At 69.5% G+C, this 22911-nt stretch carries 17 protein-coding genes and 1 pseudogene; 12 read left to right on the forward strand and 6 right to left on the reverse strand.

The window, feature by feature from the left end; all coding sequences use genetic code 11:
- The first annotated feature begins 170 nt into the window (after positions 1-170).
- The 5 genes from JS756_RS22930 (at position 171) to JS756_RS22950 (ending at position 6603) form a co-directional block, all read left to right on the forward strand.
- Entirely contained in the window at positions 171-578 is a 408-nt protein-coding gene (locus tag JS756_RS22930; protein WP_205385065.1) for a hypothetical protein, read from the forward strand.
- A 9-nt stretch (positions 579-587) separates the two neighbouring features.
- A complete protein-coding gene (locus tag JS756_RS22935; protein WP_205385066.1) occupies positions 588-2411 on the forward strand; it encodes an alpha/beta hydrolase in 1824 nt (607 codons plus the stop codon).
- A complete protein-coding gene (locus tag JS756_RS22940; protein WP_240204216.1) occupies positions 2408-2962 on the forward strand; it encodes a hypothetical protein in 555 nt (184 codons plus the stop codon). Before JS756_RS22935 ends, JS756_RS22940 begins: the two co-directional genes overlap by 4 nt.
- A gap of 686 nt (positions 2963-3648) precedes the next feature.
- A complete protein-coding gene (locus tag JS756_RS22945) occupies positions 3649-5736 on the forward strand; it encodes a hypothetical protein (protein ID WP_205385067.1) in 2088 nt (695 codons plus the stop codon).
- A gap of 120 nt (positions 5737-5856) precedes the next feature.
- Positions 5857-6603: a UPF0158 family protein gene (locus JS756_RS22950; RefSeq protein WP_307790904.1), complete on the forward strand. Its 747-nt coding sequence runs from the start codon at positions 5857-5859 to the stop codon at positions 6601-6603.
- A 244-nt stretch (positions 6604-6847) separates the two neighbouring features.
- Here the strand turns inward: JS756_RS22950 and JS756_RS22955 are convergent.
- From JS756_RS22955 to JS756_RS22965, 3 genes and pseudogenes are all read right to left on the reverse strand, one after another.
- Positions 6848-7285, reverse strand: a pseudogene (locus JS756_RS22955) (aminotransferase class I/II-fold pyridoxal phosphate-dependent enzyme); the annotation flags it as partial.
- A 58-nt stretch (positions 7286-7343) separates the two neighbouring features.
- Positions 7344-8657, reverse strand: a complete 1314-nt coding sequence (locus JS756_RS22960) for an SWIM zinc finger family protein (RefSeq protein ID WP_205385068.1) — start codon at positions 8655-8657, stop codon at positions 7344-7346.
- Positions 8654-11563, reverse strand: coding sequence for an SCO1167/SCO6262 family helicase (locus JS756_RS22965; RefSeq protein ID WP_438817339.1), 2910 nt, complete (start codon positions 11561-11563; stop codon positions 8654-8656). Before JS756_RS22965 ends, JS756_RS22960 begins: the two co-directional genes overlap by 4 nt.
- A 228-nt stretch (positions 11564-11791) precedes the next feature.
- Here JS756_RS22965 and JS756_RS22970 point away from each other — a divergent pair, with 228 nt between their 5' ends.
- Positions 11792-13951, forward strand: coding sequence for a plasmid pRiA4b ORF-3 family protein (locus tag JS756_RS22970; protein WP_205385069.1), 2160 nt, complete (start codon positions 11792-11794; stop codon positions 13949-13951).
- A 237-nt stretch (positions 13952-14188) separates the two neighbouring features.
- On the opposite strand, the gene JS756_RS22975 is transcribed toward JS756_RS22970, so the two are convergent.
- Complete coding sequence (locus JS756_RS22975; RefSeq protein WP_205385070.1) at positions 14189-15382, reverse strand: pyridoxal phosphate-dependent aminotransferase; 1194 nt, start codon at positions 15380-15382, stop codon at positions 14189-14191.
- Between the two features lie 546 nt (positions 15383-15928).
- On the opposite strand from JS756_RS22975, the gene JS756_RS22980 reads away from it, so the two are divergent.
- Positions 15929-16492, forward strand: a complete 564-nt coding sequence (locus tag JS756_RS22980; protein WP_205385071.1) for a hypothetical protein — start codon at positions 15929-15931, stop codon at positions 16490-16492.
- A 990-nt stretch (positions 16493-17482) separates the two neighbouring features.
- Here JS756_RS22980 and JS756_RS22985 read toward each other — a convergent pair.
- Both JS756_RS22985 and JS756_RS22990 read right to left on the reverse strand, forming a co-directional pair.
- Positions 17483-18046: a P-loop nucleotide/nucleoside kinase family protein gene (locus JS756_RS22985; RefSeq protein WP_307790906.1), complete on the reverse strand. Its 564-nt coding sequence runs from the start codon at positions 18044-18046 to the stop codon at positions 17483-17485.
- A complete protein-coding gene (locus tag JS756_RS22990) occupies positions 18043-18801 on the reverse strand; it encodes a GntR family transcriptional regulator (RefSeq protein ID WP_205385072.1) in 759 nt (252 codons plus the stop codon). The genes JS756_RS22985 and JS756_RS22990 overlap by 4 nt, the downstream gene beginning before the upstream one ends.
- A gap of 246 nt (positions 18802-19047) precedes the next feature.
- On the opposite strand from JS756_RS22990, the gene JS756_RS22995 reads away from it, so the two are divergent.
- The 5 genes from JS756_RS22995 to JS756_RS23015 all read left to right on the forward strand — a co-directional run bounded on the left by JS756_RS22995 (position 19048) and on the right by JS756_RS23015 (position 22414).
- A complete protein-coding gene (locus JS756_RS22995; RefSeq protein WP_205385073.1) occupies positions 19048-19356 on the forward strand; it encodes a hypothetical protein in 309 nt (102 codons plus the stop codon).
- Complete coding sequence (locus JS756_RS23000) at positions 19353-19781, forward strand: XRE family transcriptional regulator (protein WP_307790908.1); 429 nt, start codon at positions 19353-19355, stop codon at positions 19779-19781. The genes JS756_RS22995 and JS756_RS23000 overlap by 4 nt, the downstream gene beginning before the upstream one ends.
- A complete protein-coding gene (locus JS756_RS23005) occupies positions 19778-20308 on the forward strand; it encodes an HNH endonuclease (protein ID WP_205385074.1) in 531 nt (176 codons plus the stop codon). Before JS756_RS23000 ends, JS756_RS23005 begins: the two co-directional genes overlap by 4 nt.
- Positions 20305-21924 (forward strand): AICE element replication initiation protein, encoded by a 1620-nt coding sequence (locus JS756_RS23010; RefSeq protein WP_205385075.1) that lies wholly within the window; start codon positions 20305-20307, stop codon positions 21922-21924. Before JS756_RS23005 ends, JS756_RS23010 begins: the two co-directional genes overlap by 4 nt.
- Before the next feature lie 250 nt (positions 21925-22174).
- The gene (locus JS756_RS23015) at positions 22175-22414 is read left to right on the forward strand and encodes a helix-turn-helix transcriptional regulator (RefSeq protein ID WP_205385076.1); all 240 of its coding nucleotides are present in this window, start codon (positions 22175-22177) and stop codon (positions 22412-22414) included.
- The last annotated feature ends 497 nt before the right edge of the window (positions 22415-22911 follow it).

Below are 22911 nucleotides of genomic sequence, written 5' to 3' on the forward strand. Positions count from 1 at the left end.
CACGGGCGTGCCTTCCCGACCCGCGCGGCAACGCGGGCCTACTCGATACCAGTCAATCGATCACTCGGGAAGGTACGCCCTCCGCGTGTGCCCTCCCGAGCCGATCCACAGGTAATGAGCATTGCTCCAGCTCTCTCAAGGCCGCAGCCGCTGAGCGGCACACCACGAAAATGGAGCTCAACCAACTGCCCGCCGACCAAGGCGCTACCAGTTCCGGTGGCAGTGGCGGCGGTGTCCTCAAACTGAGGTCCGACAAGGCGGCGTGGACCAAGGCGGGGGAAGACGTCGGGTCGATACGGGAGGACCTTGACAAGGCGTGGATGAAGACGGAGTCGGGCCAGACGGGACTCGGGAAGGGAACCGGGTGCCTGACCGCGGCGGCCCAGCAGGACGTCTACGCCTCTTGGAAGCGCTACGTCAAGGACGTGGGCGAGGTATGCGACGGGCTTGCCGACGTGCTGGAGAAAGCGGGCAACGACCAGCTACGGACCGACGAGGCCATCAAGGACGAGTTAGCCAAGTTGAGGACCGACTACTACGAGGACACGCCCGCCGGCGGCCAGGGCAAGGGGCGGTGACCCGGACACATGGACCACCTGACGCTCGAGGCGCTCAAGCCGACCGAGTACGCGGAGGCAGCGGACGGGTACCGCGCGATCAGCAGTATGGCCGAAGCGGCCATGGACCGCATCGACAAGCAGATCACCGCGGCCATGCAGAAGGCCAACGAGGGTGAGGCCGCGGACGCGGCACTCAAGCAGCTGCGGAAGCTGTCAGAGAACTTGCACTACACCCAGGTCGAGTGCGGCCTGATCACTGGAGCTCTCGACGGCTTCTCGTCCGAGATCACCGCTCCCAGGCGGCGCCTCACTGAGGCACTGGACGATGCGGCAGCGCTGGCGTACATCGTCAACACGGACGGCACCATCACGTATCCCGCCGGCGGTGAGAACGAGCTCACCGGTGAGCCGATTCCGGGTGGCACAGTCCTGGGCAACAACGGGCTGATCACGGGCAACAACACGGATTTTCAACCATCGGGGTTGGTGCCGAGCAACCCTCAGTTCAAGAACCCGAATCCGCACCACGCCAAAGCCGTGGATATCGCCAACCGCATCGCCCACGCTGTACGGGAAGCTCAGGAGATCGATGATCGTTACAGCAAGGCGCTGAACAAGCTCAAGGCAGTCCCGGGGGTGAACATAGACCCAACCACGTGGGCGGATGTGGCATCAGATGTCGATGCTGTGAGCTCAGCAGCCACTGAGTACCTTCTGGACCATATCCCGCTGGACAAGTCACCCGCCGACCGCAAGGAATGGTGGGACAGCCTCAGTGACGAGGAGCGCGAGGAATGCAAGAAGGCGTTCCCGAAAATCATCGGCAATTTGGACGGGATCCCGTCAACGGTCCGGGACGAGGCGAACCGGGAGAACATCCACCTCCTCATCGCGCAGCTGGAGAGCCAGCACGACGCGGCGTCCAAAGGAAAACTCGAAGGACTGAAGGGGATCCAGAGCAAGCTCAACGCCGGAAGCCAACCCCCTATGTACCTTCTGGGTGTCGGTCTTGAAGGAAATGGGAGGGCGATCGTTGCCTACGGGAACCCGGACACCTCGAAGAACGTCTCGGCTTATGTGCCTGGCTTGGGTACCAAACTCGACTCTGGATTTGCCGACGGTACGGTGAAGCGCGCCTACTATACGGCTAAAGGTGCCCAGAAATTGGATCCATCCTCATCTGCGATCGTATGGCTCGGCTACGATGCCCCTCAATCGATCGATGTGATGACTGCCGTCGACGCTGAGCGCGGCGCCCCGGCCTACAACAGCTTCATGAGTGGAATTTCGGCTACCAATGAGAATGCTGATCCCCATGTCACCGTCATCGGACATTCCTATGGTTCTCGACTTGTAGGGGCCGCCACACAGGAGGCGGGAGGGGTTCCAGGCGCTGATGACATCATTCTCGTCGGAAGTCCCGGTGTAGGAGTTGACAAAGCGGAGGACCTGGGGGTGGGAAAGGGGCATGTCTGGGTGGGCGCGGCTGAGAACGACATCGTCACCAAGCTCCCTTCGTCAAAGGAAGCCTTGGCGGGAACTATGGGATTCTTTGGAGGGGGGCCGGCCGGCGCGTACCTCGGAGGGGAGATCGCCGACCTGGGTGACGACGACATCTGGTTCGGTAAGGATCCGGCAAGTAAAGCGTTCGGCGCCAACAGATTTGAGACCATGCCCGGACCGGAGCTGGTTCAGCCTGCCTTCCCCAACGTGTGGGAATCCAAAATGGATATCGAGGCCCATAGTAATTACTTCACCCCGGAGGAAGGGAAGGACAAGGTTTCTGCGCGAAACATCGCTGCCATTGTTGCAGGGCAGCCAGGATACGTCACGAGGGATGCGCCGCGATGAGAATCAAGATTGCGTCGGTCGCGGTACTGGCTCTGCTTATTTCCGGGTGCGGCGGGTCAGGTGCCGCATCCTCAAACAAGGAAAGTCCATCGAAGATGAACCTGCAAGAGGCGGCCGATAGGGCGGACGCGATACTGGACGAGACATTTGCTGCCATCAAGCCTCCCGTTCAATGGACCCACACGTACTCCATGCCTGGCGACTGCTATGTGGACCGTGATCGTTCCGTCATGACGATCATCTCGACCGAACGGCGGGGAAGTTTTCTTGGTGTGCTGGAACGCTATTGGAAGGGAAAGGGGTATAAGCTCGTCGCCACGAGCCAGAACGGGCTGGCGGCCAACTTCGAGACACAGGACGGCTTCCAGCTCGAAGTCCTGATCGCACCTAATGGTCAGGCCCACCTGAGCGTCACCACCCCGTGTGTTGAGAAGTCCGATGTTGCTCAGCCGACCAGTAAACCGAACGGCCCTGACTACTCGAAGCAGGAGTTGCCGGCGCCGAATGTAAAGTCGTCGTTCTGGTCGAGCAATGAGCCGCTTTCAAGTTGACGCACCTGTCCGGAAGTCAAGAATTCGGCGGAATCTTGAGGCTGCTGGGCTGTCAGCGGCACAGAGCGCCTTTCCCGACCTCCGCTTGAGGGGTTGCGGTGGAGGGGCGACGTCCTCCGCACGCAAGGACTACGACGACTGCACCGCGAAGCACGGCTACTACGGCATCTCGATCTGCCTGGTCGTGGACCCCTACGCCCAGGAAGTCGTCCTCCATACCCGGCCGACCGCCACCGGTTGCATCGCGGCACACTCCCACGAGTACGGCACGCGCAAGCTCCCCATCCCCCTGGCCGACGGCCGCACCTTCACCCTCGACCTCGACGAACTGCCGGGCCCGGAGCCCGAGGCGGACGTGCGCCGACGAAGAACCCCCGGCCGCGGCAAGGCCCGTGCCGCCGTCGCCGGACGTGGTCGTTCCTGGTCGGGGCAGCCGGCTGGGATGGCCTGGCCTTTCGTCGATCGGGATCGGCCAGGGAGCGTGCCGTGCTGTGCCGTGAGTCCGTGCGACGAAGTCCGGTTCGCAGCACGGAGGTTCGAAGCCGCGTTCTGCTGCGGGCGACGATCACCATGTACTTCCCTGAGGTAGCGGGCCCAATCGTCCTCGGCCGAGTTGCCGGCCCAGGTTCGGCGACAGCGTGGCACGGCAACGACTGCTGCAGACAGGTGGACGAGATTTCATGCGGATGCGGTTCGAACCCGAGGCCGAGGAGGAGTTCGAGGCGGCGCGTGGGCTGCTGGTCGACCGCCTGGTGCGGTGGGCCGGGCAGCAGGGGCTGCCGGTGGACGCGTTCACGGCCGAGACGGTGCTGGACTACCGGCACCTGTCGACTGCCGACGGCCGACTGGGGCTGTGGGAGTCGCGCCATGTGGAGGAGCTACTGCTCTCCTGGGTTCCCCAGCAGGTCACCGAGCTTCCCGGGGAGGAACGCGTCGACGCCCCGGGCACACTGCGCACGCTACTGCGCTATCTGCACGCCGCACAGTTGGCGGACCCGCGCGGCCCCTCACTCCAGAATTCCCTTGCCGCGGTCGACGGGGTCGAGGAACAGCATCTGGCGGCGATGACGGACCGGACTCGCTGGGGATTGGCGAAGTTCTGGGCGATGACGGCCGCGGAGCAGGGCGTGGACGTCCAGGACGGGGCGGCGTTCCAGCGCTTCGCGGACCGGGCGCAGCGCGGAGAGGTCGCCTACGATCAGCAGGCTCTCGCCGCGATCATGGAACGGCGGCTGACCGGCCGCGCGCTGTCCGGCGTGCCCCGGGCCGAGCCGCAACTGCCCGTGATGCTTCCCCCGGACGACGAACTGCGCCGACGGGCCGAGGCGTCGACGACCGTGGCGCAGTTGCGCGGACTCGCCGAATGGCCGGGGCAGGGCGGCCGACCGGTGACGGCGACGGGACGTCTGCGGATGGCGGAGGCCCGCGAGCTGGTGGACCTACTCGACACCGGCGACAAGATCGAGGGGGTGCGCTCCTCGGCCGACCTGCCGCGGCTGGGACTGCTGATGGAGTGGGCGAAGAAGGCACGGCTGGTCCGGGTGGTCAAAGGGCGGTTGTACGCGGTGGCCAAGGCCCGGCCGGTGCTGGCCGACCCGCTCCAGCTGTGGCTGCGTGCCTTCGACGCGTGCTTCGAACTGCGGCAGGCCCTGATCGGGGCACGCAGCGGCTGGCACGCCGAGTCGATGCTCTTCGACGTCTACGAGCACATCCTGGACGACGTGCTGAACACCCTCTACAGCCTGCCGTACCCGATGCCCTGGCCGCGGCTGCGCGACACGGTACACCTGGCCTATCGGACCGCCTTCCAGCTCGACGCCGGGTCGGACCTTCAGCACCGGATGTGGTTCGAGCACGCCGACCGGGACCTGCGCGCGGTGCTCGACCTGCTGGACGACCTGGGCGCGATCGAGCGTGACCGTGGGATGGCCGATCCGGTGTTCCTCGACATCGACCTCTCCGATGCCGGTCCCGCGCTGCTCGCGGACATGCCGCCGGAGCTCGCGGAGCTGCTGGGCGTCGCGGGGGCGGCAACGGACCCGGCGGCGCGGGAGCGTTCCGATGCCCGGCGGGATGAGCTGACCGCCGGGCCGGTCGAGCTCATCCGTCTCACCGAGCTCGGTACCCGGGCCGCACGACAGCGGTTGCTGGCGGCCGGCAGGGACGCACCGTTGGTCGGTGAACTGGCCCGGGCGCCGGCGGCCGGCCTGCTGGGGGTGCTGGCCGAGGACTACGACCCGGACGCCGCCCGCACGGAGCTGGCCGGCTGGATCACGGCCTGCGGCGAGCGGGAAGGTGCCCTTCGGCAACTGACCGACGCCGTAAGGACCATGACCTTCCGCACGCGTGCGCAGGCGATGCTCGACGTGCTGCTGGCGGCATTGCCCGACGGTGAGGGCGAGCGGCTGCTGCGCACGCTGCGGCGAGACACACAGCTGGCGCCGCTGGCGCTGAACGCGTTGGCGCACCGTGAGTTGCTGTCCCCGGAAGACATGACCGAGGCAGAGTCTCTGCTGGTGCTTGCCGAGAGCCTGCTTCAGCTCGTGGAGTTGGCGGGCGGCGGGGACGGCGCCGAGGAGACGCTGCGCGCTCAGGGCCCCCAGGCCAGGGACGCGGTTGCCGCCGCCTTGGACTCCGCGCACCCGGACCGGGCCGGACTCGACGATCTCAGGCAGCTGGCGGCCCGGGCGCTGGGTACCCACGGCGTCCGCATCGGCCGCGCCCGGAAGACTCGGCGCTCCTCAGGCAAGAGCGGTCGCAGGCTGCCCCGCTGACCGGGCACCCGGCGCCTGGCCCCCAGGCGCCGGGTGCGCCGGCACCGGCACGGAGCCGGGCGGAGAAAGACCGATGTATCCCGGCGTCGTACGTCCTCGGTGGCGCGTACTGTCGGGGTCGTGGCTGAGGGATGGGACGAGGACGGGCTGCGGGCCGTGCGTGGCGCGCTCCACGCGCAGGACGGAGTGGCGCTGCTTGCGGCGTTGCGTCGTGGTCCCGTGGGTGAGGTGCTGCAGCTGGCCGGCGATGGTGTGGCCGGGGCCGCGGCGCAGGGCCTGCCGAGGGCTGCGGAGACGGCAGCCTTGTTCCGCAGCGCGCTCCAGGAGCGTGGCTTCCGGGGCGATGAGGAGCTGGTGGACCGGTTGCGCGCGGCCACGGGAGACGCGACGATCTCCCTCCTGCGCCCGCTCGCGGTCGATCTGGAGATGCTCGCCATGCTGCTGGAGGGCGACCCGGCCGAGTCCGGGGGCCGGATCGATCTGACCACCGGGGAGTGCTGGCCTGCGTTCACCGATGAGCTGGGGCCCGGGCCCGAGGCCGAAGAGGACGGCGATCCCGAGCGATGGCTGTACGTGCCGGCTCTGGGGTCAACGGCCGGTTACCGGGACATGGAGCTGTTCATCGAAGAGGTCGAGGACGCCGCCCTTGCCGACCGGCTGCGGATCGCCCTCGGTGGGCGGGGCGCCTTCCGGCGCTTCAAGGACGTCCTCGCTGGTGACGAGCGCTCCTGGAGCCGGTACCACCGGTTCCGCGATGAGCGACAGCGCGGCCGGGCCCGCGCCTGGCTGGCCGAGGAGGGCTACTGCCCGCACATCACCTTCTTCGCAGAGCCCAGCTCGGGTACGTGTCCTTCGGGGCCGGTATGACTCTGTCTGGAAGCCCTTCGCGCAGACCCGCTGTCGCGGGCCGATGGGAACCGTCAGCACCAGCTTCGCGGCAGGCACGCGACCAGAGAATGGAAGGGCTCCGAGCTGGAGCAGTGGGAGTACGAGATCACCAGTGGCGGCCGGGTCCGCTACCTGGTCAGCCCGGAGACCTTGACCGTGATCCCGGTGTACGCCTCCCCGCGCCACCCGAAGGACACGGAATAGCCCGACCGCCCAGGGGCCCCTATGCGCCCAGTGTCTTGAGGCGGGAGGCGGCCTCCTCCCATACCGCCGTCTGCTGGCAGAACGCGAACCGTACGAACGGCGCCCCCGCCTCCCGGTGGTCGTAGAAGACCGTGTTGGGGATCGCCACGACTCCGCAGTGCTCGGGCAGCCCGCGGCAGAAGGCGAAGCCGTCGGTCTCGCCGAGGGGGCGGATGTCGGTGGTGACGAAATACGTGCCGGCTGGGCGGAAGACCTTGAAGCCTGCCTTCTCCAGGCCGCCCGCGAGCAGGTCCCGCTTGGCGCGCATGTCCGGACGGAACGCGTCGAAGTACGCGTCGGGCAGGCGCAGGGCCTCGGCCACGGCGTACTGGAAGGGCCCGGAGGCGACGTACGTCAGGTACTGCTTGGCTGTTCGGACGGCGGAGACGAGTGGGCCGTCCGCCGTCACCCAGGCCACTCCGTATTCGCACACCTATTTGTGTGCGGCTTCGTGTGCGGCTTGTGTACGGCGCGGGTCAGGTTGCCAGCAGGGCGCTCAGGACGACGGCGGGGTCGGCGTCGGGTGGTCCGGAGGGGCACCAGGTGCCCCGGTCCTTGGTGTACGGATACCACAGTCCGTCGCGGCCCAGGCGCAGTTGCGCAGCCTGACCCTCGACCGTCCAGCGGTTGCGCCAGGAGCGGAGCCGGGGCGGTCTGCCGTCGGCCCAGTCCGCGCGCAGCGCCTCGCGGGCGCGCTCCAGGAGGGAGGCGGGCGGATTCCAGGGGCTTTCCAGCACTTCCAGGGCTGCCGCGCCGCCATGCCGCCACGCACGGGTGGCGGCTGCGAGTTCGCCGGGGGTGTGGCCGCAGTTCGAGGCGATCCTGGCGAAGACGTCCATGGTGGGGTGAGTGGCGGCGAGGCGGACAGCGTCCTGCCATTCGGTGAGCGGGGCGGGCGGGGCCGTGTCGGCATGCTGTGTGCCGAGAGCTCCGGCGAGGAGGTGGTGGGCACGTGTCGCGGCGTCGGCGGCGAGCAGTTCCAGGGCGACCGGGTCCAGACCGCCCTCCGGGACGGCGGAGTCCACCAGCGCGGGGCCGCGGCCGGGCCGATCGGGGAGCGGCGGCGGGCCGGGCAGGGGCGGGAGCGCGGTACGGGAGGCGAAGGCGGACCGGGCTGGATCACCGGTCCGGGCCGGGACCGCGGCCGGGACCGCGCCTGTGGTCGCTGCGGATGCGGCGGCTTCGGCGGAGGCGCGAGCGGTGTTGCGGCGGCCGAGCTCGTCCATCAGCTCCCGCTCGCCGCGACCCCGCAGGAGCAGCAGCACGAAGGGATCGTGGTCCAGGAGCCGGGCGACCTGGTAGCAGAGGGCGGCGGCGTGTTTGCAGGGGTAGCCCCAGTCGGGGCAGCTGCACTCGGGGTCGAGGTCCCGGGGGCCGGGCAGCAGCGGGACGCCGGCGGCCTCGGCGTCGTCGGCGAGCCCGGCGGGCATCTCGCCGTCCAGCAGTGCGGCGATGTTGGCGGCCCGCTCGGCGATCATGTCGAGCAGCCGGTCCCACTGCCGGTCCGTCAGCTGCTCGACCTGGACCGTGGAACGGTACGGGGTGCGGCGGCTGCCCTGCACCGGAGCGGCGGCCGAGCCGGGGGAGACGGTGACCGGCCCGACCGCGCCGCCGCGCGCGTAGGTCCGGCCGCGCGAGAGGCGGCCGGAGTCCAGGGACGACTCCTCCAGGGAGCGCAGCCACGCGCGGCCCCACCAGGACTCGGCGAAGGGCGCGCGGCTGCCCTTGGCCGGCGGGAGGGCCTCGAAGGTGCGCGCGGCTTCCCTCTGAGCCGGGATGCGTCTGCTCATCGTCCCGTCCTTCGCAGCGTGACCAGTTCGGCCAGCTCGCTGTCGCTCAGCTCGCTGAAGGCCGCCTCGCCCGAGCCGAGCACCGAGTCGGCCAGTTCCCGCTTCTGTCGGAGCATCTCGGCGACCCGGTCCTCCACGGTGCCCTCGGCGATCAGCTTGTGCACCTGGACCGGCTGGGTCTGTCCGATCCGGTAGGCGCGGTCGGTGGCCTGGTCCTCCACGGCCGGGTTCCACCAGCGGTCGTAGTGGATGACGTGTCCGGCCCTGGTCAGGTTCAGTCCGGTACCGGCGGCTTTGAGGGACAGCAGGAGCACCCTTTTCTCACCCCTCTGGAAGGCGTCGACCATCTCCTCGCGGCGTTTGACCGTGGTGCCTCCGTGCAGGAACAGGGTGCCCACACCGCGGTCGGACAGGTGGCGCTCGATCAGCGCGCCCATGGCCACGTACTGGGTGAAGACCAGCGCCGACCCGCCCTCGGCCAGGACGGTGTCCAGGAGTTCGTCCAGGAGTTCCAGTTTCCCCGAACGGCCCGGGAGCCTGGCGCCCGCGGGCTCCTTCAGGAACTGCGCGGGGTGGTTGCAGACCTGCTTCAGGCCGGTGAGCAGCTTCATCACCAGGCCGCGCCGCGCCATGCCCTGCCTGTCCTCGATCTCGGCCATGAGCTCGCGCACCAGCGCCTCGTACAACGAGACCTGTTCCCTCGTCAGGGACACCGGCTGGTCGGTCTCGGTCTTGGGCGGCAGTTCGGGCGTGATGCCCGGGTCGGACTTGCGCCGGCGCAGCAGGAAGGGGCGGACCAGCGCGGCCAGCCGCCGGGCGGCCTGCTCGTCGCGGTCGCCCTCGACAGCCGTGGCGTAGCGGGCACGGAAGGAGGCGAGCGTGCCGAGCAGGCCGGGGGTGGTCCAGTCGAGCAGTGACCACAGTTCGGACAGGTTGTTCTCGACCGGGGTGCCGGTCAGCGCGACCCGTCCCCGCGAGGGGATCCTGCGCAGGGCCTGGGCGGTGAGCGCGTGCGGGTTCTTGACGTGCTGAGCCTCGTCGGCGACGAGCAGGCCCCAGGGCTGCTCCGTGAGGCGTTCGGTGTCGCGGCGCATGGTCCCGTAGGTGGTCAGGACGAAGCCGGCGTCCCGACCGCCGTCGAGGCCGGCCAGGTCGCGGCCGGGACCGTGGAAGCGGCGCACCGGGGTGGCCGGTGCGAAGCGCCGGATCTCGCGCTCCCAGTTGCCGAGCAGCGAGGCGGGGCAGACCACCAGGGTCGGGCCGGCGGTGGTCTTCCGCTCCTGGCGGCGCAGGTGGAGAGCGATCAGGGTCACGGTCTTGCCCAGGCCCATGTCGTCGGCGAGGCAGCCGCCCAGGCCGAGCGAGGTCATCCGGTGCAGCCAGTTCAGGCCGCGCAGCTGGTAGTCGCGCAGAGTTGCGGCCAGGGCTTTCGGCGGCCCCTGGGGCTCGCGCGCGGCGCGGGCCTCGGGGTCGGCGATCCGGGAGCGCAGTTCCTCCAGTACGCCGGTGGCGGTGACCGCCACCTGCTCGCCGTCCACCTCGACACTGCCGGTCAGCGCGGCGCCCAGGGCGTCGATCGCGGTGAGCGAGGCCGCCCTGGACTGCCTGGTCCGTCGCAGCCGCCGGACCAGCTCCGGGTCCACGACCACCCACTGGTCGCGCAGCCGAACGATCGGCCGGTGCGCCTGGACCAGCCGTTCCAGCTCCTCCTCGGTGAGTTCCCGGTCCCCGAGGGCGACCCGCCAGCGGAAGTCCAGCAGGCCGCCGGAGGACAGGAACGACTCGGCCGCGGACTGCGTTCCCTTGCGGTGTACGGGTTCCAGGACGCCGGAGGCCGTCAGCTCGCGTACCAGCTCCTTGGGCCAGTGCACGGCGACCCCGGCGGCGGCAAGGCTTTCCGCCGCGTCGCCCAGCAACGACTGGGCCTCCTCGTCGGACAGCTCCAGACCTGCCGGGGCGGCGGAGTCCAGCAGCCGTCCGGCCGGGGGCCAGGCGCGGGCGGCCCGGCGCAGCGTCAGCAGCGTGTCCACCTTGGCCCGTGGACCGAACAGTTCGGGGGCGGTGGCGTGGCCGGACCACAGGTCCGCGGCGTCGGCGAGCACTGTGGGATCGGCCAGGCTGCGCAGCTGGACCACGGCCTGGAAGGAGTCCGCGCGGCCCAGTTCCAGCCGCAGCGACACCGCGAGGCCCGCATCGCGGCCGGCGGCGACCTCCGCCGCCCACCCCCGCTGCTCGGGCACGGACTGCGGGGCGCGCGCCGCGAACGCCGGTTCGCCGGTCACCTGGCGGGCGGCGGGAGGGCGGGCGAGGGAATCGGCCACGGAGTCCAGGAAGGCCCGCAGCAGCGGCTCGGCCGCCGGAAGGGTGAGGCGGGGGAGTCCGGGAACCGCGACCGCGCGGGCCTGAGGAGGCATGGCGGCGGCAAGGGCGGTCAGCCGCTCGTGGTCCTCTGTGTCCAGGGGACCGACCCGCCAGGCGTCGAATCCCTTCGGCGACACCCCGGGCAGTATCCGGCCCCGGGCGAGCAGACGCAGCCCCAGCAGGGCCGCTGCGCCCCAGAACGCGGTACCCGCCGACGCCCGCCCGCTGCCGTCCGCGCCGAGTGCCCGGCAGCGGGTCAGCAGCGGCAGCGCCTGCTCCACCGGCAGCAGCACGGCGACCACCCGCGCCCGGCGCACGGACGAACCGTGCGGCCTGACCACGGTGAGTTCCTCGGGTTCCACCCCGAGGTCCGGTGGCTCACTCCCAGGCGTCCAGAACGCCATCCGCCCCGCCCGGGGTGGATCCGCGGGAAGGAACACCGCCTCGCCCAGGGCGAGCTCCGGCAATCCGGCAAACATCCGTTCCCGGTCCCAAGTCGCCGACTCGGGCTCCGCCGACGGGTACACCTTCGCCACCACACCCACTCCTGGCCAGGCTCCTGCAACTGCTCGGGAGGGCGCGGGTAGCCCACGAGCCCTCGGCGGGTCAAGGCTATCCGCGCGGACGGACAGGAAACGCCAGAAGTGTTTCGCCCACTCGGCGCAGTGCGGAAAGATGTCACCGGCACCCGCCGAGGACCGGCGCGACCTCTTTGCGATCGCAGCCCGTTACCGGTGCCGGAATCCGCCTCCGCCTTGAGGGAACCCTTCGCCGTGATCGCCGAGCCCATGCCGACCTACCAGTTGAAGATCGCCCTGCGAGACATCAGCCCGCCGGTCTGGCGCCGGGTCACCCTGCCCGCCGACACCTCGCTCGGCTGCCTGCACGACATCGTCCAGACATGCTTCGGCTGGGACGACTCCCACCTGCATTCCTTCACCGAACCTGGCTCCGGCCGCCGATTCGTCGACTTCGACGCACCGGTGGACCGCGATCCTTTCCGCGAGGCGGACGAGGAGTCCGTGACCGTGGCCGAGGTGCTGCCCTACGAAGGCGGCCGGCTGGAGTACACCTATGACTTCGGCGACGACTGGCGGCACCGGATCACGCTGGAGAAGATCCTCCCCGCGTCCACCCCCGACCGGCGCGTCCGCTGCACCGGGGGCCGCCGCGCCATGCCCTATGCCGAGGACATCGGGGGAGCCTGGGGGCTGCAGGTCGTCCTCGACGCCGTCGAGGACCGCGGCGCACCGGCCCCCGAGCCGTGGACCGACCTGGTCGAGACCCTGCGCGAGGAGGGGTTCGACACCGCCCGCTTCGACCGCGACGCCCTGGACCGGCAGCTGGCCGGACTGGACCCGCGGCCGCCCACGGCCGCCCCGGCACCAGACCCGGCCGAAGCCGCCCTCAGCGGGCGGCGCTGCCCCTGCGGCGAGGTCCACGACGGCGAGGACGAGGATGACTTGGACATGGAGTCCGTTCCGGTGCGACCCGTGTCCCTGGCACCACGTGCGGAACTCGCCGCAGCCGCCCGGCAGGTGCCGCTGATCGCCTCCGCCCTCCGTCTGGCCCACTGGTGCCAGGACGGACGAGCCGTCACGTCCCGGGACGTGCTCAAGCCCGCGCTGGGCCGCCAGGCCGTCCAGGAACTCGCACTCTGGACCCAGGACGACGAACTGAGCGCACTCCGGCCCGAGGAGCGCGACAAGCGACTGGCCCGTCTGCGCAGCTCCGGAGACCTGCCCTGCCTGGACGACCCCTGGCGGCTCGCCGTGTACGGGGACCTGGTGGAGATCGGCAAGGGCGTGGCCCACCCCGGTACCGGCCTGCCCGCTGCCGCGGACGACGAGGGAGTACTGGAACTCTGGTGCCATGCGCTCGAAGACGAACTCGACGATCTGAACGACCTCGGGAACCTCGGCCTGTCCCCGGTGCTGCTGGGCGCGCTGGACATGGAGGACGAGGACGGCCACGGCCTGCCGGCGGTGGTGCTGCGGGCGCTGTACGAGGTTCCCGACGGCGAATGGCTGGACAGCGCACTGCTCGTCGGCGCACTCCGCGAGGGGCTCCCGAAGCAGGAGGCACGGCTGGTCGAACTGTTCCTCCTGCAGATCCTCGACCAGGCAGCCCTTGTCCTCGCCGAGCACCAGGCGGCGGAAATCGAGACCGGCCCGGAGACGAGCCGGCAGCGGGATCACGTCCTCCTCGGCATCCTCGGCATCGAGGCGAGCGCCGTGGACAGCGACGGCACACCGTCGGCCGGGACACGGCTCAGGCTCACCCCACTGGGACGCCACGGACTGCGCGAGTACCTGCTCGCCGAGGGATTCCACGCTCCTCTCATCGGCGAACTGGCCGACGCAGACGCCCCGACCTTGCTCGACGCCCTGCTCGACTACGACCAGGAGGCCGCCCACTCCGAGATCACCGGATGGATCAGCCATCGGGGCCAGGGCCCGGCTGCGGTCCAGCTCATCGACGCCTGCGCGGGTCTGGAAGCCGATGCGGCCCTCCGCCGCCTTGCCGCCGCACAGGTGCTCGCGGAACTCGATGAACCGCGAGCGCTCGCGGTCCTGCGCAAAGCCGCGGCCTCCCAGGTCCCCGGCTGCGCCGAGACCGCGGCGATCGCGCTGGCCGGCCGCGGTGAGATCCCCGAGGGACACGGTCCGGAACTCCAGATGTGGGGGCTCGTGGACCATCTGTGGGGCCCGCTCGGTGTGGCGGACGAGGCACTCGCCATGTTCCTGGAACAGGAGGGGGATTCGGTGCTGCCGCTTCTGGAGCGGGCCGCCGACGACCTCTGGCGTTGCGACCACCCCGCCACCGGGGCCGTCCTGGAAGCGGCAGGGCGACATCTGAGGGCTCGGGACAAGGCGCTGGCCAAGCGGCTGCGCAGGTCCGTGACCAAGGTCGGATCCCCGCGCCGGCGATGAGGTGACGGAAGAGGTACCGGAACGTGTGAGCGTCGAGCGATTCCGGTACCGACCGGGGCTGTGCCCGGCCCCGGGGGCCGCTCCAGCCCTGTCAGCTCTCGTAGCGGCCGTCCGCCCCTGTGGTGCGGCAAGCATCGCAATGACCGCCGCGACGGGGCGGCCTCTGTGCGAAGGTTCCGGGCGGGTGAGGCGCGGCACGCAACGAGGAACATGGCGACCGGCCCGGTAGGGCAGCGGTCAGTGCGTGAATGCCCTGCGGAGCCGTTCCGCCGCGTCCGCCAGTACCTCGGTGCGCTTGCAGAACGCGAACCGCACGTAGGGTGCCCCGGCCTCTTTGCGGTCGTAGAAGACCGCGTTCGGGATGGCGACGACACCCGCCCGCTCGGGCAGGGCGCGGCAGAAGGCGAGGCCGTCGGCCTCGCCGAGGGGTCGGATGTCGGTGGTGACGAAGTAGGTGCCGGCCGGCCGGAAGACGGTGAAGCCGGCATCGGTGAGGCCCGCGCTGAGCAGGTCCCGCTTGGCGCGCAGATCGTCGCGGAAGGCGGTGAAATAGGCGTCGGGCAGGCGCAGGGCCTCGGCCACGGCGTACTGGAAGGGCCCGGAGGCGACGTACGTCAGGTACTGCTTGGCTGTTCGGACGGCGGAGACGAGTGGACCGTCCGCCGTCACCCAGCCGACCTTCCACCCGGTGAACGAGAACGTCTTGCCCGCCGAGCCGATCGTCACCGTCCGCTCCCGCATGCCCGGCAGCGTCGCCAGCGGCACGTGCTCGACGTCGTCGAAGACCAGGTGCTCGTACACCTCGTCGGTCACCACCAGCAGGTCCCGCTCCACCGCCAGCTCGGCGATCGCGGTCAGCTCCTGCCGGGTGAGGACCGTACCGGTCGGATTGTGCGGCGTGTTGATCAGCAGCAGCCGGGTGCGGTCGGTGACCGCGGCGCGCAGCTCGTCCAGGTCCAGGCGGAAGGCGCCCTCGTGCGGGCGCAGCGTGACCGGCACCCGCCGCCCGCCCGCCATGGCGATGCACGCCGCGTAGGAGTCGTAGTACGGCTCCAGCGCCACGACCTCGTCACCGGGCTCCAGCAGCCCGAGCAGCGCCGCGGCGATCGCCTCCGTGGCGCCCGCGGTGACCAGGACCTCGGTGTCCGGGTCGAAGGCCAGCCCGTACCGGCGCTGCTGGTGCGCCGCGACCGCGGTGCGCAGCTCGGGGACGCCCGGGCCCGGCGGATACTGGTTGCCGCGCCCGTCGCGCAGCGCCCGCACCGCAGCCTCGCGGATCTCCTCGGGGCCGTCGGTGTCGGGAAAGCCCTGGCCGAGGTTGATGGAGCCGGTACTCAGGGCCAGGGCGGACATCTCTGCGAAGATCGTCGTCCCGAACTCGGCGAGGCGCCGGTTGAGGAGAGGGCGCGGCGTGATGGTCATGCGGGCCATCGTGCGCCGAAGCTCTGGAGTTCCTCAACTTACCTTCGGGGGTGGGCGCCTGCGGAGGAACCCAACGCGCCACTTCTGAGCAGGGGTTGAGCTGTCGGCAACTGTCGTCATCTGTCGATGTTGGCCATCCTCGGACGGCCCACAGACGGCCCCGCTCAGGGCCCCGAAGACTAGGAAGAGAAGTCACCGCGGCAGTAACTCGGGTGGTTTTCTCGGATATGCCCGCACTTTGCACACCGGGTTGCCCCGTCGGGAGGGGGAGGGGCAGGGTCAGCGGGTCCGTACCCAGTGCTGGCGGACCGGGGAATTTCATTTGAGCGGCGGTGCCGCTCTCCCCGATCGGAGTAGTGAGACCGTGTCGGTCGTGGAGGTTGCTTCGCCATTGTGATCACCTCGTGCACCAACCTATATCCCGTTTAAATGCTACTGCTGAGCTGAGGCATGAGCACGACGAACGAAGGCGCAAGAGCCTACCGGCCACCGGATGCCCGAGGACCTTTCTGGGGTTCTGAGACAACCCCCACCTGCTATGGAGCAGCCGACGCATTGACCAGCATGGGTACCGTCGCCGCGCCCTTACTGGCCGGATTCTCGCTCTCTGTAACGGTTCAGGCCCTTAGGCTTGGGGCTGGTGATGTCCGTTGGCCCGACCTAGCTGCACTACTCTTCTTACTCGCCGCTGCTCTACTGGTCTTCGCCGTGCAAGCGGTCTTTTGGGCTCGACGGCACCTGGTTACAGCACAGGACCTTATGGCCTGGTGGCCTGATTGGGAGCAGCCCTATCGACGTTCGCAGCTGATCGATGAACTGAAACTGAGTAAGGTCTATTTTGATGCATGGTCGAACCGGGCAAGAAGGGCTTACAGCCTTGGGCTGCTGAGTCTCCTGTCTGGCCTGACTGTGGTGGCAGTCCCAGCAGGTCCAACAGGCGCCGCTCCGAACTTGCGTTGGGCGGCTGTTGCATTAGGAACTGCAGCAACGCTGACAGAAGCGGCATGGGTAGTACTTGGTGAATTCCTGACGGCTAATAAGCTGAAGAGAGGGGGTCGATTGGAAGCATTTCTCAACCCGCGGCCTCAACTTCCAAAAGAAGAATCAGTTAAATCGTAAACGGATGCAGCTCTTTCCGGGAGGCCGGAGTCTATTTGCGTGAAATGCGACTTGAGGCCCGCCAGAGTGATCCGCTGAACCACCTGCCATGGGCCATGCCGGAGCCCGCGTTCTCCGCACTGTCGATCTTGATCCGGCGTGCGAGCGTGACCTGCCCGTTTCGAATGGATCTCCATTACCGGCAGTCGAGCCAAATCGGTAAATGCCTCAGCCTGTCCTTCGAAAGGATCTGCGCCCAAGGGGCAAGAAGGAGCGGCCTGCGGCCGCGCGTCCCCTGGCGGCTCGTTGCGCTCGCGCGGGGCCCGTCATCGGGGTTGGGTGCCGCGCCCCCTTGGAAGGCGTCCATGGGCGGCTTTACCCGGCGTGCGCCCAGTCCCACCCCGCCGGTAAAGGCCGTCCTGGAGCCTTTCAAGGGGCAAGACGGCAGACATGGGCCCGCACCGCCGGGCCCTCCCGCTCTGCGTGGCTCACCACGGCTCTTCAGTAGGGGGGCGACGGCCGTCCGTACCGTGATCCTGCCCCCTCCTGAAGAGCCTTCCTCTCCCCCTTACTGGAGAGTTGAGGGAAGATAGCGTCCGCAGCGTCCGTCGGACATCGTTCACCCCATCTGACCTGCACCTTTCCTGCGGACGCTAAACAAACTGTTTAGCGTCCGCCAGTGTCCGCAGCGTCCGGTCACCATCCGCTACTGAGAGCCTCTTTTCGCTGGTCAGGGCGGCTCTTAGTGGAGGGCGGGTCGCGGACGCTGCGGGACGCTGAACGTTCTGTAGAGGCAAGAGGAGCACCCCGGGCCCGGCGTGCTCCTCTTGCTTGCACGGAACGTAGACGCTCCGGAACGACGAAGAGACCACCCGGCCCGACAGAGCGGGGGTGGTCTCTTCGTTCGGCGCCACGAGTCCGCCGGAGCGCGACGGTCGTCGGGGCTCCTGAGCGTCATCGCGCGCGAGCGTAGCGAGCTGCCAAGGGTCGCGCGGCCAAGGGCCGCACCTTCTATCTACTGCCCTGCTGAGCAGCTTCGTCCAGTGCCTTCAGGACCGAATCGGGGTCGCCGTTGTACACGATGTGAGGCTCGTCTGGCTCCGGAGGTATGAACCGGGTCCGGTAGCGGAGTAGGTCGCTCTCGGCGAAGTAGATCGAGTTCGGGTCGGCCTCATGCCGCGCATTTCGCTTGCTCACACGGGCCCAGAGTTCTTCGTGGCTCGCCTCCAGGTAGACGAGCACCGTGCTCGCACCCGCGCCGGTCGCGATCGACCGCCAACGAGCACGGTCGTCCGGTGTCCAGAACCCGTGGTCGACCACCACGTCATGCCCGGCACGGAGTTGCCCGCGGAGTTCCTCGGCGACCTCTTCGAGGACCGGGCGTTCAAGGGTCGGAAAAATGCCCCGCGGGAAGTCGACCCCGTAGACGCCATGTCGGCGGAACATCTCTTCGTCGGGGCACAGCCGCGCGAACCCACGGGCTGTGAGCGCACGGGAAAGCGTCGTCTTGCCTGAGCCGGGGAGTCCTGCCATCAGCACGCAGAACGGCCGCGAGGTGTCGTGGGTGGCTGTCACTGGGCGACGTCCGATTCAGTGCGCCACGTACGACCGGGGCCCCCGAGGTCAACGCCGTACTCCACAATGTTGCTCTCGCTGTCGACGAACTTCGCTGTCATCACGACTACCGGCTCCGCCGGCGGCTTTGCGGGGTCCAGCTCCAGGAGCTGCGCATCCTCAGGTGTGAGTAGGCGTGCTGATGCGGTGTCGATGCGATGGGTGACAGGTCGGCCTGTGGCCTGCGCGATGAGCTGTAGCGAGGTGCTGCCGGTCAGCCGCTCGTTCTTCGCCAACTCCGGGATCAACTTCCCGTACCAGGAAGGAATCCATGACGTGGAGTGCGCCACGATCCCGTGGCGGTCGCGGTACACGCGACGCCGCCTGATTACGTCCGAACCCGGTTCGATGTCCAGTGCCCGGGCCACATCTGCGGGTGCTGGCACCACGGCGGCCTGGTGGGAGTCGGAGCGTTCGCCGGACCCCCAACTTGACCCGCTGCGGCGGCCTCGGTCCTGCCGCTGGGAGCCGGAAGACATCGGAGCAGGACGGTCCAGCACCTCTGTCCCGATGCCGTGAATCCCCCTGACAAGCCCTTCGGTGCGGAGTTTCCTCAACGCCTTTTCGGCGGTCGCGGTGCTGACTTTCCACTCCTGCGCGAGGTTCTTGATGCTCGGCAGGAGAGAGCCCGGCTGTAGTTCGCCGGACGTGATCAGCTCCGTGTAGTGGGCGGCAATCTGCGCGTACGGCGCTCGATTGTCGGCCTGATCCGACATCTCGCTTGCTCCCTTGTCTCAGTGGACGGCATCCCTACTGTACCCCTTGACACCCTAGGGTGCCCTAGGGAACCTTAGGGATGTGCTCGCCGGGTGGGTTGGTCGATCAGAGACCGCCTATCTGGCGTGCGCTGAACAGCGAAACGTCCTGGTCAGGCCAGGAAAAGCAAGGAGCGGCTTCCACCGCCAAGCAGACAGCCGCTCCCTGACCCTCGAAGGGGCAAAACCATCATGCCTTTAACTGTCGTGGGACGGACGAACGATCAGGTGACGGGGCTGGACGGCTCGCCGGTCGGAGGACTGTCGTTCGGTGAGTTGCTGGGATTGCTGACCTACAGCCCGGCCCTGTTGCTGCTCGGGGACGAGGTCGACGACCCGGCCGCGCTGCGGGCGGCGGCACGGACCGCGCTCGCCACGGCGGCGGCGTGGGAGCTGGAGGCGTGGGCCTCGATGGCCCTGGACGTCCATAGCGGCCGTGTGCCCGGGAACGTGTTGTGCTCGTTCGTGGCCCGTCTTGGTGCCGCGATCACGCGTACGTTCGGGGTGACGGCGTGAGCGCCCCGACCACGACCACCGTGTCTGCGCTGCGTGTGCGTGTGGACGGTGTGGTGCCCCGGCAGCCGTCGGAGTTGCAGGCGGCGGACACGCCGCTCGGGCGGGCGCGGGTTGCGCGTGGCTGGTCGCAGGACAAGGTGGTGCGGGCCCTGGTACTGCTCGCGGAGCACTGGGGCTGGCAGATCGCTTCCGAGGCGTCGCTTCGGGTGTACATGTCGGACTGGGAGCGCGGGGTACGCCGCCCGAACGAGACGTACCGGGTCCTGTTGTCCAGCCTGTACCGGACGACCCCGGCCGAACTCGGCTTGACCGTGCAGCGGCGTGAGAGCGCCATGGATGAGCTGTTGGCCCGGGTCAACGATCTGGCCGCAGTGGTCGAGCGGCTGACCACCGCCCTGGGCACCGTGCGGGGGGCGAGCGCGTGACCGTCCCCTGTGGTCTGAACTCCGCGCGGCGGCGCGTGCGCAAGGAACAGCTCGCGCGCCGCCACGGGCAGCGCTGCACCTACTGCCGTCAGCCGTTCGCCGATCTGCGTGAGGCAACCCTGGATCACGTCGCGCCGTGCTCGTTGTGGCGGTCGTGGTCGGTCACCTCGCTGATGCTGGCGTGCGTCGACTGCAACCAGGCCAAGGCCGACCGCTTCCCGCTCTCTCTCGCCCTGGTCCTGCTGGCATGGGTCGACCCGACGGCGCCGGTGGTCCGCCCGGTCGACCTGCCGCTCCTGGCCCGACTCGCAGCCGCCCACCACACGGCGCCGACCAGCGTGACGACCCCCGTCACGCCCGGCGTCACGCCCCGACCGGCCGACCCGAACGGCGAACGGTCTACCCGCACCCTGCACGAATCGAGCACGCCCGGTCGTGTGCGCTCGATCGTGCGATCCGACTGCCTGCGTGTGCCCCGCCCGGTGCGGTCGTGCGCGGGCCCGACCCAAGAGGCGGTGTTCGCGTGACGACCACCCGATCCGACCGGCCCGTCAACGGCCACGCCCACCCCGGCACGAATCGGACGGCCGTCGACCCGACCCGACCGGCACCGCGCCGATCCGGGCACGGCGCCGACGGCAAGCCCCCGCCGGCCGCCGCGCGGATCGTGGCCATGGCACGGGAGCAGTACCGGTTCGTGATGTCCCCCGACGGCCGCCCGTACGCGGTCGCGCTCGCCGGGCCGAACATCGCGCTGCCGCTGCGGAACAAGGGCGGGTTGCGTCAGCGGCTGGCCCGGCAGTTCGCGGACGCCTACCCCGGCGAGGTGGCCTCACAGTCCGCGCTCGCGGACGCCATGACCGTACTGGAGGGCATCGCGGAAGACACCGACCCCGAACCGGTGCACCTGCGGGTGGGGCGCGATCCGTCCGGCGCGGTCGTGGTCGACCTCGGCAGCACCGACGGCCGCGCGGTCGTCGTGACCGGCGGCGGCTGGAAGGTGGTCGACCGGGCCCCGGTGCTCTTCCGCCGCTCCGGCGCCATGGCCCCGATGCCCGAACCCGTCCTGGACGGTGACGGACTGGCCAAGCTGCACGCCCTGCTGAACATGGACGTCTCCGCGTTTCACCAGCTCGTAGCCTGGCTCGTCGCTGCGTGGATCCCGGACATCCCGCACCCCGCGTTGGTCTGCAAGGGCGAACAGGGCACCGGCAAGTCCAAGGCCGCGCAGATGTTCATCAACCTCATCGACCCGTCCCCGGCCGCCAAGCGCAGCCAGCCACGCGACGAAAAGGCGTGGTCCCGGCAGGCGTTCAGCTCATGGGCACTCTGCCTGGACAACATCTCAACGATCCCGCCATGGCTGTCGGACACCCTGTGCAAGGCGGTGACCGGTGACGGCGTGGTCGACCGCGCCCTGTACACCGATGACGACGTGGTCGTCCTCACCTTCAAGCGGGTGCTGGCCATGACCACGATCGACGCGGGAGCTCTCGCCGGGGACCTGGCCGAACGCGTGCTCATGCTCGACTTGCAGCTCATCGACTCCGACCGGCGTCGCTCCGAGGAGGAGTTGGACGCCACCTTCGAGGCGGTACGGCCCGCCGTGCTCGGGGCCCTGTTCGACGTGCTGGCGTGCGTGCTCGCGGTCCTGCCGTCGGTGCGGCTGGAGTCCATGCCGCGCATGGCCGACTTCGCCCGCGTGCTCGCAGCCGTCGACCAGACACAGGGCTGGCACACCCTGGCCGACTACCTCGCCACATCGGCGAACGTCGCCACGGACGCGTTGGAGGGCGACCCCTTCGCCATGGCCATTGCCCACCTGGTGGACCAGGCGGGCACCTGGCAGGGCACCGCCGGACAGTTGCTCGAAGCGCTGCCAGCGCCGTTGGTCCGGCCGCCGACCTGGCCCAAGGACGCCACCCGCGCCAGCGGACGCGTCAAGCGGCTCGCCCCACTGCTGCGGTCCATCGGAATCAGGGTGGACGACACGCAGCGTAGCCGCGACCGGCACCGACACCGACTCCTCACATTGTCCCGCGCACCCGACGAGGACGAGTCAGCGTCCGCACCCGAACAGGCCCATCTCTGGCCGGAGGTGGCCCGGCCGGGGCACTTTGAACCTTCGCCCGACCAGCGCTGACGTAGCCGGAACACCCGCCGGGCCGGGCCGCACACCAGCGGCCCGGACACGTCGAACCTGCGGACACTACAGCCGTCCCGCGCCCCCAGCGTCCGCACTAGCGTCCACACTCCTCACCCCCACTGGCCTGCGGCAACGCGGCTGTGCGGACGCTAGGGCGCTGCGGACGCTGAGACACACCAACTCTCCAGGACGGCGACCGGCACCACTCCCACGCACCGCCCCACGGACACGAGGAGTCACCACCGCCATGGCCACCGAAGAGCCGACCGACCCGCGCGCCATCCTGCGCGGCGGCCTCCCGGACCGCTACCTCACCCCCGAAGACCTGGTCACCATGTTCAGCCTCCCCAGCGTCGAGACCGTCTACCAGTGGCGCCGCAAGCGCATCGGCCCGCCCGGCTTCCGCGTCGGCCGCTACCTCCGCTTCAACCCGGCCGCCGTACAGGCGTGGGAGGCCGAACGGACCGCCCTCGAAGACGCGGCCTGAGCCGTCCCACCCGACGGGGAGGCACCACCCGCCGGGCCGGGGAGGCGGGGAGAACTCCCCAACCGCCTCCCCGGCCCACATCCCCCGCACTGAACAGCGCAAACAGCCGTTTGGGGAGGCGGGGAGGCACCCCCGGAACCCTCCCGAAACCCCCCTCTGACGGCCGTTCCCGGAACCTGTCTCCGCCTCCCCGCCGGACCCCAGGCGGACACCGTGAGCGGCAGGGAGGCACGGCCCGCCGACCCAGGGAGTCAGGGAGAACTCCCTGACCACCTCCCTGACCCGCCTCCCTCCATCTGATCAGCGCAAACGGCCGCTCAGGGAGGCAGGGAGGCATGCCCCCAGCACCCCCCGAAAATCCCCTCCTGAAGGCACCCGAGACCCCCTCTCTCCGCCTCCCTGAGACCCGCCGGGGCCCCGCTGCCGGTAGCGGCCCGACTCGCTACCGGTAGCAACCCCGCTAGCACCCCAAACCCCCAGCGATCAGGCCTCTAGCA

The sequence above is a fragment of the Streptomyces actuosus genome (assembly GCF_016921115.1).
Lineage (GTDB): Bacteria > Actinomycetota > Actinomycetes > Streptomycetales > Streptomycetaceae > Streptomyces > Streptomyces actuosus_A.